The 17,750-nt window shown below is 44.6% G+C and carries 7 protein-coding genes; 4 read left to right on the top strand and 3 right to left on the bottom strand.

Going from position 1 to position 17,750, the window contains the following annotated elements:
• Positions 1-3: 3 nt before the first annotated feature.
• A complete protein-coding gene (locus tag IDJ76_RS08130) occupies positions 4-3,750 on the bottom strand; it encodes a S8 family serine peptidase (RefSeq protein ID WP_191162604.1) in 3,747 nt (1,248 codons plus the stop codon).
• Positions 3,751-4,192: 442 nt separating this feature from the next.
• Here IDJ76_RS08130 and IDJ76_RS08125 point away from each other — a divergent pair, with 442 nt between their 5' ends.
• The 4 genes from IDJ76_RS08125 (at position 4,193) to IDJ76_RS08110 (ending at position 15,324) form a co-directional block, all read left to right on the top strand.
• Positions 4,193-10,225, top strand: a complete 6,033-nt coding sequence (locus tag IDJ76_RS08125) for a putative Ig domain-containing protein (RefSeq protein WP_191162601.1) — start codon at positions 4,193-4,195, stop codon at positions 10,223-10,225.
• 6 nt (positions 10,226-10,231) lie between these two features.
• Positions 10,232-10,462, top strand: a complete 231-nt coding sequence (locus IDJ76_RS08120) for a hypothetical protein (protein ID WP_191162599.1) — start codon at positions 10,232-10,234, stop codon at positions 10,460-10,462.
• Positions 10,463-10,633: 171 nt separating this feature from the next.
• Positions 10,634-15,091: an Ig-like domain-containing protein gene (locus IDJ76_RS08115; protein ID WP_191162596.1), complete on the top strand. Its 4,458-nt coding sequence runs from the start codon at positions 10,634-10,636 to the stop codon at positions 15,089-15,091.
• Positions 15,092-15,096: 5 nt separating this feature from the next.
• Positions 15,097-15,324, top strand: coding sequence for a hypothetical protein (locus IDJ76_RS08110; RefSeq protein ID WP_191162594.1), 228 nt, complete (start codon positions 15,097-15,099; stop codon positions 15,322-15,324).
• A gap of 47 nt (positions 15,325-15,371) precedes the next feature.
• On the opposite strand, the gene IDJ76_RS08105 is transcribed toward IDJ76_RS08110, so the two are convergent.
• Both IDJ76_RS08105 and IDJ76_RS08100 read right to left on the bottom strand, forming a co-directional pair.
• Positions 15,372-16,007, bottom strand: coding sequence for a DUF4136 domain-containing protein (locus IDJ76_RS08105; RefSeq protein ID WP_191162592.1), 636 nt, complete (start codon positions 16,005-16,007; stop codon positions 15,372-15,374).
• Between the two features lie 85 nt (positions 16,008-16,092).
• Positions 16,093-17,742, bottom strand: coding sequence for an NAD+ synthase (locus tag IDJ76_RS08100; RefSeq protein ID WP_191162590.1), 1,650 nt, complete (start codon positions 17,740-17,742; stop codon positions 16,093-16,095).
• Between the last annotated feature and the right edge of the window lie 8 nt (positions 17,743-17,750).

Genomic DNA, 17,750 nt, shown 5'->3' with positions numbered 1-17,750 from the left:
CGCTTATTTGGTGATGATGATCTTTTTAGAATACGACTTTTTATCGAGCGATACCTTTAGCAAATAAGTACCCGGCAACTGGCCTGCTACATTAATTACCGTGCTAAAATTACCTGCCACTATACTTTGCTGCTGCTGGTAAATAATCTGCCCCGCTGTGTTTATTAACGACAGGGTGAGGTTGCCTGCAGCCAGTGCAACAAAAACAACATTAACATTGGCCACCGCCGGTACAGGAAAAATAGCTAACCCAATATCAGTCGACTTATCGGGGTTTCTGGCAATAAGCGCATAGTTAAACACATCCGATTTACTTAAACACCCGTTACCTACGGTTACACCTACCTGGTATTTGCCGCTTTGCAATGGCGAATAAGTAGCACCTGTAGCGCCTTCTATCTCCTTATCGTTTAAAAACCATTGGTTGCCGCTCGCAAAGCTGGAGTTAAGTACTTCGCCATTTTGGGTGATAACGGGCTTATTCAACGCAACTGCCTGCCGCGCCGCCGAAGGGCAACTGGTGCTTTTCACATGCACATCGTAAAAAAAGTAGTAGAAGTTTTTATAGTAGGTAGTATCGCTTGCATTTGTGGGCGACGTTGCATTGTTACCCGTGATGCTAAAAATATTACCGATGTTAAAAGGGTAGCCGGTAACGCCGCCATTGTTACGGTATAAAGTAGCTCCGTTTTCGTACGTGGTTGAGATGGTATAGTTGCCTGCTGAAGGCAGTGTAAGGTTAAGATTGTAAACTCTCCCCTGGTCGGTCGGGTCATCTGTAAGAGCGCCGGCAGCCGGGTTTATCCGCGTAGCCGCGACATTTAACGTGGTTGATGATACCACCTGGCCATTATCGGCCTTTACAGTAAAGGTTACCTTGCCGGGGTTACCAATGTACAGTCGGGCGGTTTCTATCACAACAGGTATACTGGTGCGCACTTTTACATCGGGTGTAAACTGGTTATATCCACCCGCCGGGAAAGCGCTTTTATTTACCGGCCCCACGTTCCCGCTAAAATCGTTAAGCCCCGCATAGAAGGTGCTATTGTTGGGTGCTTGCGCTGTTATTACCGTATTACCATATGCAAACGGCAATACATCGGTTAATGATCGGTACCATAGCAGCTGCCCATCGCCATTCCCTGTTAGCAAATAGGTGTTATTGTTTGCACACAAGTAGGCCGAAAGGTCATTAGCTACCGGTGGCTGGCTAATGATAATAGAACCCGTTGCCCGGTTATTGGTGGCAATAGGGTCGCCGGCCAGGGTTGTTTGCGCGGAAATGGTGTAAGTTGCACCTGCCGTAGTATTAAACTTGCCGGTTAAAGTAAAGTCCACCTCGTCGTTAACGGCAATGGTATTTGTGTACACTTCATTAAAGGTGACTACCGTACCCGCAGGCGATGTTACGGTAACGGTAACCGGCACATTGCTTATGACTGCGCTGCCGTAGTTCTTTATTCTTACGGTTACCGCCGTAGCTACAGCGCACGATGTGCCCGCCTCGCCGTTCAATACATTAGTAATCCCCGCGTCGGCTGTTGGTTTAAAGAATTGGACGCGGTAATCCTGCGTTTCTCCCTTTAAATAGTTGCCACAGGGTGTTATCCTGGCGGTATCGGCCGTTTCTGTAAGCACTACCCGTAACAAACCAAAGTTGCCCGCCACAACAGATAGCGGCACGGTAATGTTGCCTGTGTAAGTGCCGGTACCATTAATAACGCTTGTAACGGCAGCAAGCTCGTTATTGTCAAAAATGCCGTTGCCATTCCAATCGACATACACCTTAGCGGCCTTGTTAAAATTAGCACCGCAAGTACCCAACGTTATACTAAATGGATAGGTGCGCGCCTGCTCCAACTGTATGGTGCTGCCCGTGTTATCGGTATAGCCCGTGCAACCTGCGGGCGCGGTATAGTTAACGTTCGAGACTGTAAAATTATTGATCTTAGAATCGGCAGTAAATGTTGGGGCGGATGTGCAATAGGCCGATCCGCCAATACCAGTTGCGATAACAGCATACGCCTGGCTGCCCGATGTTAAGGTGCCTTTATGCGTAATAGTAACCGTATATTTTTTACCGGGAATAGCATTGGCAATGTAAACCTGCTCTATATTATCACGGATATTATCACCTGTTGTCGCAGCGGCTGCCGGGTTATCGGGCATTAGCACCCACGGACTAAAAGTATTAGTGCCATCGCTTATGCGGATATCTAAATCATTAACCAGTTTGGGGGTGCGGCTGTTAACCGTACCATCGGCAGTAATGGTACCTTCAGGGTCTGTCCAGCAAATGGTCACCGCTAATGGCCCATTCCCCGAAGCTACGACATCAAATGTACGTCGCTGGCCCTGGGCAAGGGTAGCCTCGTTGATCATGCTTTTTACGCCGTTATCGGTAATGGCCTGTGCCGCGGTGGGCATTCTTAATAATCCCCATCCATAAATATAATCGGGCCCAACCCTGCCGGCGTCGAAAGCGGTGTGGCAGGCCAGGCCTTTTAAAGTAGCCGCGCGCATAAAGCTGCCCGCGTTTTTTTGCAAATAATATTCCTGCAGCAAATACAAGGAGCCTGTAACATTTGGTGCCGACATAGACGTACCCGACAAGGTTAAATACGCCGTCGGGCCGGTAACACCTGTCGACAATACATTCTCGCCGTCGCCAACCAGATCAGGCTTGATGCGTCCATCATCCGTAGGCCCCCAACTGCTAAAAAACGAAATCTTTACGTCGTCGCGGTTAACGGGCCCGTTAGGTAACCCGGCAACTGCGCCTACCGTTAATATATTCTTTGCGTTGCCCGTTGTGCTGATAATATCGTAACCGCCATTATTGCTGATCCCTGCGGGCCGCGGGCCTTTGTTAACAACATTGGCATTGGTGCGGCTTTGATAGCCATAATAGGTTTCGCCAATAGCAGGGCCATTACTGCTCCGGCTATTACCTGCCGATTCAACTATCAGGTAATAAGGTGCATTATAAGCGATCTTGTCCCAGGCTTGCACCCGTTCGTCATAAAAACCAAAGTTGTAATCAACCGAGTCGCCCGGCAAACCGTACCATTCCCACCGGGCTGCGCTGCTGTTATAATCCCAGCCCGCAACATCGCCATAGGAGTGATTAGATAGCAATAAACCCGGTGCCGCAGTGCTCATTTCGGCCACGTCATTATCAAAATCCCAGGCAGATAGGGTGCTTGCATTGAAGGCCATCCCCTTAGCAGGCGCGTAAACCCCTTTTGCCAGCATGGTACCGGCAACGTGTGTGGAGTGATCTAAAATAGCCGAGCCATCTTTAGCCGTAATAGTTTTACCGGCAAATTCCTGGTGCTGGCTATACACTTGCCCGCCATCCCAAATGCCCAGTTTGTTATTTAAAACCACGGTTGATCCCGATAGGTTGAGCCCCAGCGCACCGCCGGGCTGTACTGCGTTTGTGCCTGTTGTAGCGGCGGCAATGGTGTTATTATGCGTAACCAGGTAAATGGGGAACCCCGAATTATTAACCCCCTGTAACTTAATTAAGTTACCTGTTTTTGTTTTGCGCTGCGTTGCCCAGCCTCGGGCCGGTGCCAGCAACAGAGCCCTTAGAAAATTGGCGTCAAACTTTTGGCCTGCTGCAACAGCAATCTGATCCAGCTGCTTTTTGGCAACCGCATCAACCAATTGCCTTTGTGCAAACACCTGCGTAACACAGCAAAAAAATAGAAAACTAAAAAGGGTTGCCGTGTAAATTTTACGCATAAATTATAGTCAATTCCAGTGAGGGAAAGTTCATCAATAATTAGCGAAAATAAAACCCGAATTAGGAACATTTATACGGTTAGAAGAATGCCATTACTCCTTATGGGAATACCAACAGTTGGCTATTAAATCCACATATTAAATACTAAGAAAATATTTGTCCATAGAGCAATTTATGCGCAATTAATTACCCATATCGGGTATTCAATTACACATTTATAGCAGACATTAATTACGTGGATTCCTTTATTTGGAAAATCTAATTGTTTAAATTTAGCGTAATTAACATCACAATATTAAATAATAATTATAAACTGCCGTTTGCCCATTGCTTGCACCATTTTTGCAGTATGCGCGCGAGCAGCAATGTTCAATCCTAAGCTCCTGATTAATGATGAAACTTTTACTCAGATATATAATTTTATCCGTATTATTTTGCTGTTTGATCGGACGAAAGGGATACGGGCAGGCCCCAAGCATTAGTTATACCACTCCTCAATCGTTAACTTTAAACGTTGCCTTATCAACGGCTATAGCGCCTACGAATAGCGGAGGTGCAGTACCTGCAGCCGTATATGGCACTGTATCCACTTTTGCAGGGAGCGGCGCAGCAGGAAGAACTAACGCGACAGGTACCGCAGCCTCGTTTAGTTCGCCACGCGGAGTAGACATTTCAGCTACGGGTAATCTTTATATTGCCGACCAAGTTAACAATGAAATCAGGAGAATTACTCCTACCGGCGCAGTAACGCTATTTGCAGGAAGTGCTACCGGCGCTGCCGGCAGCACAAATGGCAATGGATCTGGCGCACTATTCAATGGCCCATATGGAATAACTGAAGATGGGGCATCTCTATATGTAGCTGATTATGGTAATAATCAAATCAGAAAGATCAATGCCGCGGGCGATGTAACTTTATTTGCAGGAAACTCGGGAGGCACAAGCGGTACTACCAATAATGCCACAGGAACTTCTGCATTATTTAATGGTCCAGTGGAATTTGCGTATTCCCAATCCGCAAACGCGATATACATGTCGGATTTTCTCAATAATCAAATCCGAAAAATTTCACTTACCAGCCCCTACGCAGTAACGCTTTTCGCAGGTAATGCAGCAGGCACGGCTGGTTCTACAAATGGTACCGGTAACGGTGCAAGTTTTAACGGACCCAATGGGATGGCGGTAGATAATTCGGGAAACTTATATGTTGCAGATCAAAATAACAACCTCATCAGAAAAATCACTCCCGCTGGCGTAGTAACAACGCTTGCTGGTAATACTACGGGAGGATCGGCTGATGGAACGGGTACAGCAGCAAGTTTTTTAACGCCTCGTGGATTAACTGTTGATATTTCAAATAATGTTTACATCAATGATAGCGGCAATAACACTGTCCGTTTTATCACTCCCGCGGGAGTGGTAACAACCATCGCAGGTGTCGCTGGTACAACCGGTTCAGCAAATGGTGTAGGTACGGCAGCCTCTTTCAACGCTGCAAGAGGATTGAATTTCGATCCCACATCCGGTAATATTTTTCTCGCAGATTATGGCAACAATTTAATCAGAAAAATTATAACTACAGGTTACAGCATAAGCCCTGCCTTACCTACGGGATTAATTTTCAACGCAACAAACGGGCAAATTACGGGAACTCCCACAGCATTATCACCTGCAACAGATTATACCATAACTGCATTTAACCAAAATGGCAGCTCGGCCACAACCTTAAATTTAGCGGTTGTTAATCCACCTGTTTTCAGCTATACTAATCCACAGATTTACACATCGAATGTTGCAATTAGCAACCTGACACCCACCAATAGTGGCGGCACTATCATTAGCGCATCAACAAGTCCTGCATTGCCTGCCGGGCTTAGCATAAGTACAACAGGCGTTATATCAGGCACACCTACGGTTGTTTCAATTCCTACAACTTACACGGTTACCGCCAGCAGTTCGACCGGCAGCAGCACGGCAAACGTTAACCTAACCATTAACCCGAAAGCCCCGGTGATTACTTACACTACGCCGCAAACCTTTATTACAAACGTTGCGGTTTCGCCGGTAGTGTCGCCTTCAAATACAGGTGGCCCGGTGGGCACTTTCGGGCCTGCAACAAGCATTCTTAATGTTCCTTCTAATAACAACACTAATAGTAATGGCATAACGGTACGTACAACAACGGGTGAGATATATGTAACAAGTGAAAATAACAAAGCCTGTTATGTATACAATTCTTCAGGCACGCTTACTTTTACTCAAAACACTGCTGCAGGCATTTCTTATACCCGCCCTGCCGGGGTGATAGTTGATGCGGCAGGCACTACCTATGTTGCCGATAGAGGCATTAACGGCAGTACAGGCACAGGTAAAATTTTTAAAACCACTACAGGTGGCACTAAAACCCAGATCACGGGTTTTGACGAACCTACGGCATTAGCATTTGACCCGACGGGAAATTTCATCTATGTGGTAGACAGAAATAGCACGATTGCCAATGGCGGAAAGATTTACAAGATAGCCACCACCGCCACTAGTGCAGGCACTGCATACATCAGTAATTTAAATGCGCCCTGGGGTGTAGCTGTTAACACCGCCGGTGATATGTATATTTCGGTACCCGGAGCATTCCCGAACAATAGTGTCAATTCTATATTAAAGGTGCCGGCGGGCAGCACCGTCCCATCAACCTTTGTTGCGGCAAATACGTCATTCAATTCGCCTCGAAACATGGTGGTAGATGCATCCGGCAATATTTATGAAGCTGACGCCGGAAGCAGCTCTATCAACATAATCAGCCCGTCAGGTGTGGTTAACCGGATTGCTACTACAGGCGATTCGCCGCCTGCTATAGCGATGGATGCATCCGGCAACTTATACTATTCTGACTATAATTTCGGCGGCGTTAAAAGGATCCTGGCAGGGGGATATGCAATCACACCAACGCTTCCGGCAGGTTTATCATTCAGTACCTCTACCGGTGTCATCAGCGGTACTCCAACTGTTGTATCTGCGGCCACTAATTATACGGCCAGCGGCAATAATATTACCGGCAACTCGTCGACAACTATCAACATTGCAGTTCTTGCTGCCAGTTTAACAGATGCAAATGCGTCTGCAAACGGCATTACACAAGGTACGCTGAGGCCAGGCCAAACTTCTGTTGTTTTATTTGGTTTCGGCATTACTTCGGGCAGTGCAAATACTTATAATAGTTTTACAATAAACACAACATATTCAAGTCAAAACCCTTCATTTTATTTTACAGGCTATAAATTGTACAAGAATACTGCGGCAAACACGTTTACAGGCGCTGTGCAAGTTAGTGGAGCACAATTTTCTTACAATTATTTATCGTCAGCAATTGCTTCACTATCTATCACCAATATCAGCGAGGTAATTACAACTGGTAGTACCCCTACCTACTATTTTATAGTTGCTGATATCAACTACAACTTTAACACCCTGGCGCAAGCTGCCGGCACTATGCAGTTTAGCTTTGCTACATCCCAAACTAACGCCCTAACCACAAGCACTACCAACATAAGCCCGAATGTTAACATTACAGGAACTACCTTTACCATTGCGCCGCCAACGCTCACATCAACCGATAATAATTTTACGGCAAATGGTATAACCAGCGGGTCGCTTTCGTATGGTCAAACAAACATCGTACTCTTCAGTTTTAAGATGGTGGTTGATGGTGTTTTCACTATCAATCAATTTGATATACCCAGCAACATTAGCGTTAACCCATATTTTCAAAACGGACAGATATACAGATCTACTACCCAATATTTTTCTGATGCGCAACCCATAACCGCTACAGTTGCCTTTAACGGAACCAATACGGCAGTTACCGGGATGACGGAGAATTTCAATAGTTATACAGGTAGCAGCACGTTTTATTATTTTTTGCTTGGCAACCTAACTAATACCAATGCGGGTACAGGGCCTCTCAATTTTTCTTTATCAACAGCTACCAATGCTTTTACCGAAGCAAATCCATATAAACAATACGCATCATCCGGCAACATAACCGGCGTATCTTTTACGGTTTTAACAACTTACAAATGGGTTGGCACAAACAGCGCTGACTTCAATGCTGCAAATAATTATTTAACGCTTAATAATAACACTATAACCACCGCACCGAACGCAGCCAGCCCGGCAGCCAACATTTACATTCCTAACGCGAATACGCGTTTACCTATCTTATCTGCAAGTTTAACAGTAGGTGCATTAACTTTTGATGGAAATGCCACACCCGTATTGGCGTTAAATAGTAAAACTCTGACTCTTAGTAATAGCTTAACCACCACCGCAAATACAGTTGCAACCATCAACGGTGGAGCTGTCGCATTGACTAATGCTGCTTTAACTTCAAACTTAGGCGCAGGTTCAATATTAAATATGACAGGAAGTGCTGCTTTAACAAATGCCGGCATATTTACCATGGCATCTACATCAGCATTAAATGTAACCAGCGGAACGGTCGCAAATAGTGGTACCTTTATCTTAAAATCTGATGCATCGGGCTCGGCAACTATCGGCCCTGTTCCAAGCGCGACTACATTTAGTGGTAATTACCAAGTGCAGCGGTATGTAACTGGATCAAGTTCGGCCGCGCCTGCATACAATACTACCCGCGGAAACTATACTTACAGAAATTATCGTATAATGTCATCTCCTGTATCTACGGGTACAAATGCCACTTTTCCGGTTTCCTCGCTAACGTATGTGCCTTTAAGTGCAATTGTAACCGGTTTGACGTCTTGTACGGGATGTACAAATACGCCTACTGCAACTGGTAACCCAACGTTATATTTATACCGTGAAGACTTTGCTGGCACCAGTACTTCTTTTACAAGCAGCAATTTTAGGCCAATAACTGCAATTGGTGCACCTGTACTCAATGTTACAGGAACACCGTCTACAGCATATTTATATGCAGGTATGGGTTACTTATTTTACTTTAGAGGAGACAGGATTAATAATACAACTGCAAAAATAGTTTCACCATACGTAGCGCCAGAAAATGTTGTTTTTTCAAACACAGGCACACTTAATCAAGGTGATATTAAACTTATAAACTGGACTAATAATTCAGTTACATTAACGCGTAGTGCTCTTAGTGCAGTTGCATCTTACGGTTTGCAGCTGGCAGGTAACCCCTACGCATCATCAATAGATTGGGATAATAGCGCAGGCTATACAACAACCGGAACTATTTCTACAAGTATTTATCAGTTCAATCCAAAAACTAATCAATATGATACCTACGTAAGGGGTACCGCTGGTGGTAACGGCACTGGTGGCAGTAACGAAGGTATCATTACCAGCGGGCAGGCATTTTTTATACGCGTAACAACCGCTCCTGCTACATTTACATTTAAAGAGGCGGCAAAAACAACAACACAATTAACTGCCGCCACAAATCTATTGCTAAGTAGTGCTTCAACAACTGAATCAGATAAAGGCGGCTTTATGAGAATCAGGTTGGCTATAGATTCAACCAACCACGACAACGTTATTTTGTCTTTCAAAAAAGGTGCAAGTGAAAAGTATATCGAAGAAGAAGATGGTATCGATTTAGGTGGTAGTGGCGCTTTTGAAAGCTTATCTGCTTACTCAAAAGACGATGTAGCATTAGCGGTTAGCACAATGCCATTGCCAAGTACAAATGCCCAAATTGTGCCATTATCAGTTAACGGAAATGTAACCGGGATATATCAGTTACAACTAAACGATATACAGGGAATACCTTCGTTATACGATGTTTGGTTGATGGACAAGTTAAAAAACGACTCTTTAGATTTACGAGCTCATTCTACTTATAACTTTAATTTAGACAGGACAAACGCAGCCACTTTTGGAAAAAACAGGTTTCAAATAATTATCCGAAAAAATCAAAATAAGATTTTGAGAATGCTCGACTTCACTGCTAATAAAATACTTAGCGGTGCTAAAATAGCATGGACCACCGAGAACGAATTTGACTACACCAAGTTTGTGGTTGAAAGAAGTATTGATAACGGCAAAACGTTTGAAGTTTTAGGAGATGTAAAATCAAACAATTTAGGAAATTATTACTTCCTGGACAATTCGCCAATTATAGGGCTGAACCAATACCGCTTGAAAGAAGAAGACTTCGACGGAACGGTCACTTATTCGAAAATAGCAACTTTAATGTATTCAAATACATCGGGAAACGTTATCAATAATATGTTAAGCGTATATCCAAATCCTACTGCAGACATCATAAACGTCGCTATTAATGCGCCTTTAACAATTACTCCAAGCTATACTATAAAAATCACAGATGGTGTGGGAAGGGTTGTTAAAACTGCAACATCCACACAATTAACTTGGCGAGACAATATTGCCGGCTTAAAGCCCGGAACTTATTTTGTTCAATTAATAAATAATCTGACAAAAGAAATTGTAGGCAATAATAAATTCATCAAGCTATAACACTAAATGAGTATAATTAAAAAGATTTTGTTTACAATTTCAATAGTGATTCTTAATATTTCTTTTGCATTAGCTCAAGGTGATATTGATCCTAACCCTTGCGGCGGAGATGCAGATCCAGAAGATGTTGGGGCATGCCCTGTCCCACTTGATACCTGGGTTTATGTATTAGTTGTTGCTGCACTTATCTTTGGCGCTTACAGGCTTTATAAAAATAATAAAGCGTTAGCAGCATAATTTTAAACAGCATTAATTATGCCTTGTAATTAACAAATTAACAGTTAGTTACAAGGCATTTCCTTTTTCAGGCCAAATATTTATTAGTATTATTTAAAACTAACAGTAGAGCGTGGGGTTGTGCGCTCCCCTCGGTTTGTAACTTGTGTATCGAAGATATACAATGCTTACATGCTTTTACCACCCGATGAGTGCAGTTCAATCGTAAAGTCCTACTTAAGAATAGTTATTCTCCTTGGCTTATTCTTGGGCATTTGCATACATGGCAATGCACAAAGTATCACCATAACTTCGCCCGCAACTAACCCGGCCACTTATGGTGTGGGCACTCCTATCCCCGTAAGCGCAAATGCAAATCCGGGTATTGGGTTTGTTACCAGTGTAGTTTATACATTACCGCCACTTAGTGCTGTAACGGGCACAGGTGGTTCGTACACGGGCTCATTCAACACATCTACGTTAGCCATTGGTAACTATACGCTTACGGCTACCATGAGCTACACGTTTACGGTAGTTCCACAAACTCCAATAAGCACTTCAACCGCTATTGTTATTGTGCCGGCCGCACCAAGCGCAACCGCCCCGGCAACTTGTATAGGCAGCCCAGCGACCATATCTGTATCTGGTGGATTGCCAGCAGGAGGCACATACAATCTCTATACGGCGTCGGCAGGCGGTACTTTGCTATCATCTACCAGTGGCAGTACAATTATAACTCCGGTTGTCACCGCAAATACCACTTATTACGTTAGTTATAAATCTGGCACTTTTGAAAGCTTTCGTACAGCGGTAACAATTACTGCCAGCACCTCTCCCGCCACACCTGTGTTCACTGCTACGTCAACGGTTGCTACAGGTGCTAATGCCACTATAACTCTTACACCCGTGGCCGGTTTAACTTACAGTTGGGATTTTTCAGGCGGCACGCCTGCTACCGGTACCGGCAACGGGCCTTTTTCTGTATCATGGGCTACAGCTGGAGCAAAACTGATCACAGTTACGGCAACCAATGCCGGTGGGTGTACAAGTACCGCCACTCAAACCGTTACGGTTACTAAAACAGTAGCGTCGGGCAATTACGCATTTAGTCAATCTATTACTTTAAATGAAACGGGGGCGGGCATGGTTGGAGCGGTTAGCAATTTTCCGGTACTGGTTTATATCAAAGAAGATGCGCTTAAATCGGGCGTTAATTGTGCCACTAACGTTAAATTCCCAACAGGGGGTACAAACGGTTACGACTTTGCCTTTACTGCAGTTGGCGGCACTAACGAGTTATTTTACCAGGTAGAAAGCTTTGACGCCAGCACAGGCACTTTGCTTGCCTGGGTACAAGTACCTGTTTTAAATACAACTACCACTAACTTAACCTTCTATTTCGGATCATTAATACCGGCGCACAACACCAGTTTTGGTAATGCCACCTGGCCAACCGACTACCAGGCTGTTTACCACTTTAGCGAAGCCGCGGCAGCAGGTAGCACCACTGCCGATGCAACCGCCAACCTGCATACCGGTACAACCAGTAACCTTACGGCTGCAAGCAACACAACAGGTATTATTGGTAGCAACGCCTACACTTTTAACGGCACCAATACGCGGGTAGCCGCCAATGCAGTAAACATTTCTTCTTCGTTTACGCTATCGGCATGGATCAAACTAAACGCTACCGGCATCGATCAAAAGATCATGACCAACCAAATAGCTACCGGTAGTGCCAGCGGTGGATATAAACTGGGGGTTTATACTGATAATACAATAGAAGCCGAATCGCCACAAATAAACAGAACCAGCACACCTGCCGCCCCTGCCTTTACCACTACCGGCTGGCATTATGTACAGGGCGTATTTAATACTACCGATAATACGCTACGCACGTATACTGACGGTATTGCTAACAAAGTATTGACAACAAACACGTCGCCAAGTTCATTAAACCCGCTGTACATCGGTGTAGGCGAGGGCGGTTTTAATTGGTGGTTTAATGGAATTATTGACGAAGCCCGGATATCGAATACTGCCAAAACAGGTGATTGGATAAAGGCCGAGTATTTTAATCAGTTAAACTATCTGACCTTTACTACCAGTACAGGTACCATAGTAGGCAATGTTGCAAACGCTGCGGCTATAGGCGGATCAATTGTTTACACCTGGACAGGCACAACAAGCACCGATGTAAACGTTGCAGGTAATTGGCGCACTCCAGCATCGGGCAACCCGGTTGCATCCGCTGCCCCGCCTTCAGATGGCACCGCCAGTCTAAATATCCCGAGTGTAACCAATAAGCCTATATTAACGGCTAATGGGGCTTATTATGGGGTAACTATTGCATCCGGCTCCAGCTTAAATCTAGGTACGTTTACATTAACTGTGGGTTGTAATGTATACAACAGCGGCACTATGAATACAGCCGCAGTAGCTAATACATCAACCATTGCCTGGAACGGAACATTCACCCCGCAGCTATATACCGGCACAAATACGGCCGGCACCGCCCAATTTGGCAGTTTTATAGTAAATAACACAGCTTCATCGGGAATTGTGAGGATAACCGGCGGGCCACTTGATGTTTACAATACATTAACCTTAACAGCCGGTGGTTTGGCTATTGATAATGCTGGCAACGGTGCACTTACTCTAAAAAGCACAGCTACATTAACGGCTTCGGTACCCACTTATGCGGGCAGCGGTACAGTTACAGGTAACGTTTTCGCGGAGCGTTATATCCCCGGCGGGGCTAACCGGCGGGGTTACCGCTTGCTCTCCGCTCCGGTCTCTTCACAGTCGCCGGGCGCTATTGACAGCTATGACTTTATCGAGCCGATAAAAACAACCTTAGTATCAGGCCCGGGTAACTCCAGCTTTACCACGGGAGCTGTGAATAATAATGGGTTCGATGCGTCACCAAATAATAATTCGGCCCCCTTGGTTTATAAGGAATCGGACATAGACCCAACCACGAGGAACGTTATCGGCAGCGATTACAAGGGATGGGCGAGTATCAACGAGTATATCCCGATGGGAAACGGCGTCCTGTTCTTTTTTAGAGGCGACAGAGTACTCACACAGGCTGGTAATACATCAGGCAATTCATTTATACCGCCATATCCCAATCCAAATAATACTACGATAAGGTTTACGGGTAAAATTGTTACCGGCGATGTATTGGTGCAAAGGCCGGTATTTACTTCGGCAGCCACTTATTATAATATTAAAAATACGGCTGTTGCGCCAAGTAACATACAAACAGTTACCTCTTTTTCGTCTGCGCTATCGTTTACAAATAACCCGGGCAATAAGAATGGTTTTAACCTGGTTGGCAACCCCTACCCCTCTACTATTGATCTTGAAAAGATAGTTCTTACCAATATGGCGGGTACCCGGCCCACAATTTACACGTTAAATAACGTAAACGGGCTTGGTTTCGGCACCTATCAATTATCAGGAACGGGCAGCGGTGCCAGTAATATAGACGGTTCGGCATTGAATGGCGGCAGTCGGTATGCCTTATCGGGAGAAGGCTTTTTTGTGAAAGCCACAAATTCCTCTGCAACGGTAACATTTAAGGAAGCGGCCAAGGTAGCCTATCCGGCGGTGGCGAATATCCCTACCGTATTTTCAATTGCCCTTAAAAACCCTTCGTTAAGAATAAAACTGGTACAAGACAGTATTTTGTACAACGAAACCCTCATCAACTTCAAAGAAGCCTCCAGCAACAACCTTAATGAAAATGAGGACGTTGTTTACCTTACTGCGCCAAGCCAACTCATTTTCATGTACAGCAACACCGCCGATGGTAGCCCTTGTGTTATCAATAATATGGGCAGTTTGCGTACCATAAAATCGGTAAGCCTATACGCCGAAGCTTCTTCTACAGGTATTTATCAGATACAATTTACAGGGGCAGAAACCATTGACAGCCACTACCGCATCTTTTTAAAAGATGCCTTTACGAAAGATTCGCTCGAAATTACCGCCCATCCTACTTATAATTTCAACATTAACCGGGCAGATCCAACTACTTATGGCGCAAACCGCTTTTCGTTGGTGGTGCATACCGATGTTACAGGGCCTTACAAATTTGTACGGTTAACGGGCAATAAAACACCAAACAGTATTCAGCTTGATTGGGAAACACAAAACGAAAGCGATGTGGTAACCTTTAGCGTACAAAAGAGTACAGACGGCGGCAATAGTTTTGTAACGCTCGCTACCATTCAATCTGCAAACAAGGGGGGCTATACTTACAATGATGATAACGCCGACCTGGGCATTGACAACATTTACCGCATTAAGCAAGCGGATGTTGCCGATGTAGTTACCTACTCAGATCTGTTGACGATAACAAAACCGTCAGCCATAGCTAAACCTGCTATTACCGGTGGCATAATGGTTTACCCTAACCCGGCAAGTGAAAGCATTAATGTGATTATCACAAAAAGTGTTATTGCGCCGGTCGAGCTGCATATCGTGAACGCTAACGGCAAGATAATCAGGAAGGGCAATTTTTCCGCCGCACAACAATTTCAGCAAAATGTTACCGGCCTTCAGCCGGGCGTATACATCATTGACGTTTTTGAAACTACCACCAATAAAAAATTAGCCACCACCAAATTCATTAAAAATTAAAGGATATGGCAAGGATAGAAAAATGTTCCCTCATCATAATGCTCCTGTTGCTGATTAGCCTTAACGCGTTCAGCCAATGTGCGGTCGACCCAAACAACCCAGATATACCTATCGACGAGGATGACCCTACATGCCAGGTACCCTTAGATACATGGGTTTACGTTTTAGTATTAGCAGCTGCTATATTTGGCGCTTATCAACTGTATAAAAAGCAAAAAGCCACTCTCAGTTAAATGAAGTGGCTTTGTTATCCTACATCCCGTTTACACGGGTATTATCATTATGATTTTTTTGCGACAGGTGCCAGCTCCAGCTGTTTGATGATGCCTTCAACAACTTTAGGAATCTCACGCATAGTTTGCTTAGGGTTGGTTAATTCGCCTACACCATAACCACGCCACACAATGGTGTTGGTTCTGGTATCTATCAGGTCGATAATTATGGTTCCTTCTTTATAGTGCACTTTTTGGCCGTAGCCTCCACCGAAACCATAGCCACCGAAACCATAACCGCCATAAAACGGACTATATCCAAAACCAAATCCCCACGGGCGATAAAAACCACCGTAACCGAAGCCATAACCCCAGCCACCGTAGTAAGGCGAGTAGAATTCGGTTTTGGTACCCTTTCCGGTAACCGCAGCATAACTCACTAACAGATCAGGATTTTGCTGCTCTAATACCAGCCCCTTTTGCTGCAGTGCAACTTTAGTGGCTTCTTGTATTTTCCCGTTTCCAATCTCATCTAAAGGGCGCCATTGTTTATTGGGGTTTTTACGCTGCGCAGCCCAGGCAAATGTTTTATATTGTGTGAGGTTGGTTTTATTTGCAGCGGCAGTATAATAATTATAGCTGCTGCAGGCCGACAGTGCCGAAACCAAAACTACTGCCAGCATTAAGTGAATATATTTTTTCATGATGCGTGAGGAATAAATTATATAGTCTTAGACCACCTATTGAACAAAGGTTTAACCAAAAAAGTATTAAATGTAAAAATTAATTTTACGACAAATATTTACCCACAATTGGCATACGCCTGCCCATACCAAAAGCCTTTGGCGACACCCTTAAAATAGGCGGGGTTTGGTAGCGTTTATGCTCGGCCAGGTTAATCAAACGGATCACCCGTTGCACGGTAGGCGCGTCGTATCCCAGTTTAACAATCTCTGCCGACGAGCATCGGTGCTCCACATATTCCTCTATAATTTTATCTAAAATATCATACTCCGGTAACGAGTCAGAATCCTTTTGGCCGGGCCGCAATTCGGCAGATGGTGGTTTAATGATAGAATTGATCGGGATGATTTCCTTATCTTTATTGATATGCCTTGCCAGTTCAAAAACCTGGGTCTTGTAAACATCCCCCAAAACAGAAATGCCACCGCACATATCACCATATAAAGTACCGTAGCCTACGGCAGCTTCGCTTTTGTTGGATGTGTTCAGCAAAATATACCCAAACTTATTACACATGGCCATGAGCACTACCGCTCTACTACGCGATTGAATATTCTCTTCGGCAATGTTAAACGGCAGATTTTCAAACTGAGGGTGTAATTGCTCTTCAACGGCATCGGTTATTTTAGCGATAGCCACTGTTTGGCTCATACAGCCTAAGTTAGTAACAAGATCCTCTGCATCCTTTATAGAATGGTCACTGGAGAATTTGGACGGCAGCAGCACCGCCATTACGTTTTCCGCGCCAAGTGCTTCGGCAGCTAAGGCACAAACCACGGCAGAATCTATCCCGCCGGATAAGCCTAAAATGGCCTGCTTAAAGCCCGACTTATAAAAGTAATCGCGAATGCCCAATATCAAACCTTGGTGTATCTGCTCAATATTACTTTCTCGCCCGGGCTTAATAGTTGAGGTATGATCAAAGCTGATCTGTGCATTATCATCAAGCGTGTAATAAGCCATGCGCTCAACAAAATAGGGCATTTCATCGGCCAGTTTACCTTGATTGTCAAACACCAAACTGCCGCCATCAAAAATTAGTTCGGTTTGCGCACCTACATGGTTTACATAAAACAGCGGCAAATTATAACGGCTGGCATTGTCGCTTAAAATATCTATGCGTTCTTCATCGTGATTATAAGCAAATGGCGACGCAGCGATATTGATCATCACATCGGGATTTTGCTTCATAAGCACGTCCATAGGCCTTGTTATGTACAAGGGGTTTTCGATGGTGTTCCACAGATCCTCGCAAATAGTAAGGGCAATACGTTTACCCTTGAAATTAATACAGTTAAACGATGTCGACGGTTCAAAATAGCGGTACTCATCAAATACGTCGTAGTTGGGTAAAAGTGCTTTATTAACGATAGCCTTTACCTTACCATCTTCAATAAAGTAGGCGGAGTTGTTAAGGTCCTTTCCTTCGGGGTTATTGTTAGGTGTAGGCAATCCTATTATACAGGCAATGCCTACGCACTCCTCCGCAATTTTATTAGCGGCTTCTTCGCAAAGGTTGATAAACTCCCTGAATTCCAGGAAATCACGTGCGGGGTAACCGCAAACACATAATTCCGAAAAAACAACCAGGTCGGCACCTTTTTCCTTTGCCTCATGGATATGGGCTATGATTTTGTTGGTGTTTGATTCAAAGTTGCCTATATGGTAATTAAGCTGGGCTAATGCGATCTTCATGGGTATAC

The sequence above is a fragment of the Mucilaginibacter glaciei genome (genome assembly GCF_014773245.1).
Lineage (GTDB): Bacteria > Bacteroidota > Bacteroidia > Sphingobacteriales > Sphingobacteriaceae > Mucilaginibacter > Mucilaginibacter glaciei.
This window is presented reverse-complemented; position numbering and strand designations above follow the sequence as displayed.

Bases quoted from the DNA above. Each gene is read 5' to 3' on its own strand.
- IDJ76_RS08115 (WP_191162596.1), top strand. From the start codon at position 10,634: ATGCTTTTACCACCCGATGAGTGCAGTTCAATCGTAAAGTCCTACTTA.
- IDJ76_RS08120 (WP_191162599.1), top strand. From the start codon at position 10,232: ATGAGTATAATTAAAAAGATTTTGTTTACAATTTCAATAGTGATTCTT.
- IDJ76_RS08130 (WP_191162604.1), bottom strand. From the start codon at position 3,750: ATGCGTAAAATTTACACGGCAACCCTTTTTAGTTTTCTATTTTTTTGC.
- IDJ76_RS08105 (WP_191162592.1), bottom strand. From the start codon at position 16,007: ATGAAAAAATATATTCACTTAATGCTGGCAGTAGTTTTGGTTTCGGCA.
- IDJ76_RS08100 (WP_191162590.1), bottom strand. From the start codon at position 17,742: ATGAAGATCGCATTAGCCCAGCTTAATTACCATATAGGCAACTTTGAA.
- IDJ76_RS08110 (WP_191162594.1), top strand. From the start codon at position 15,097: ATGGCAAGGATAGAAAAATGTTCCCTCATCATAATGCTCCTGTTGCTG.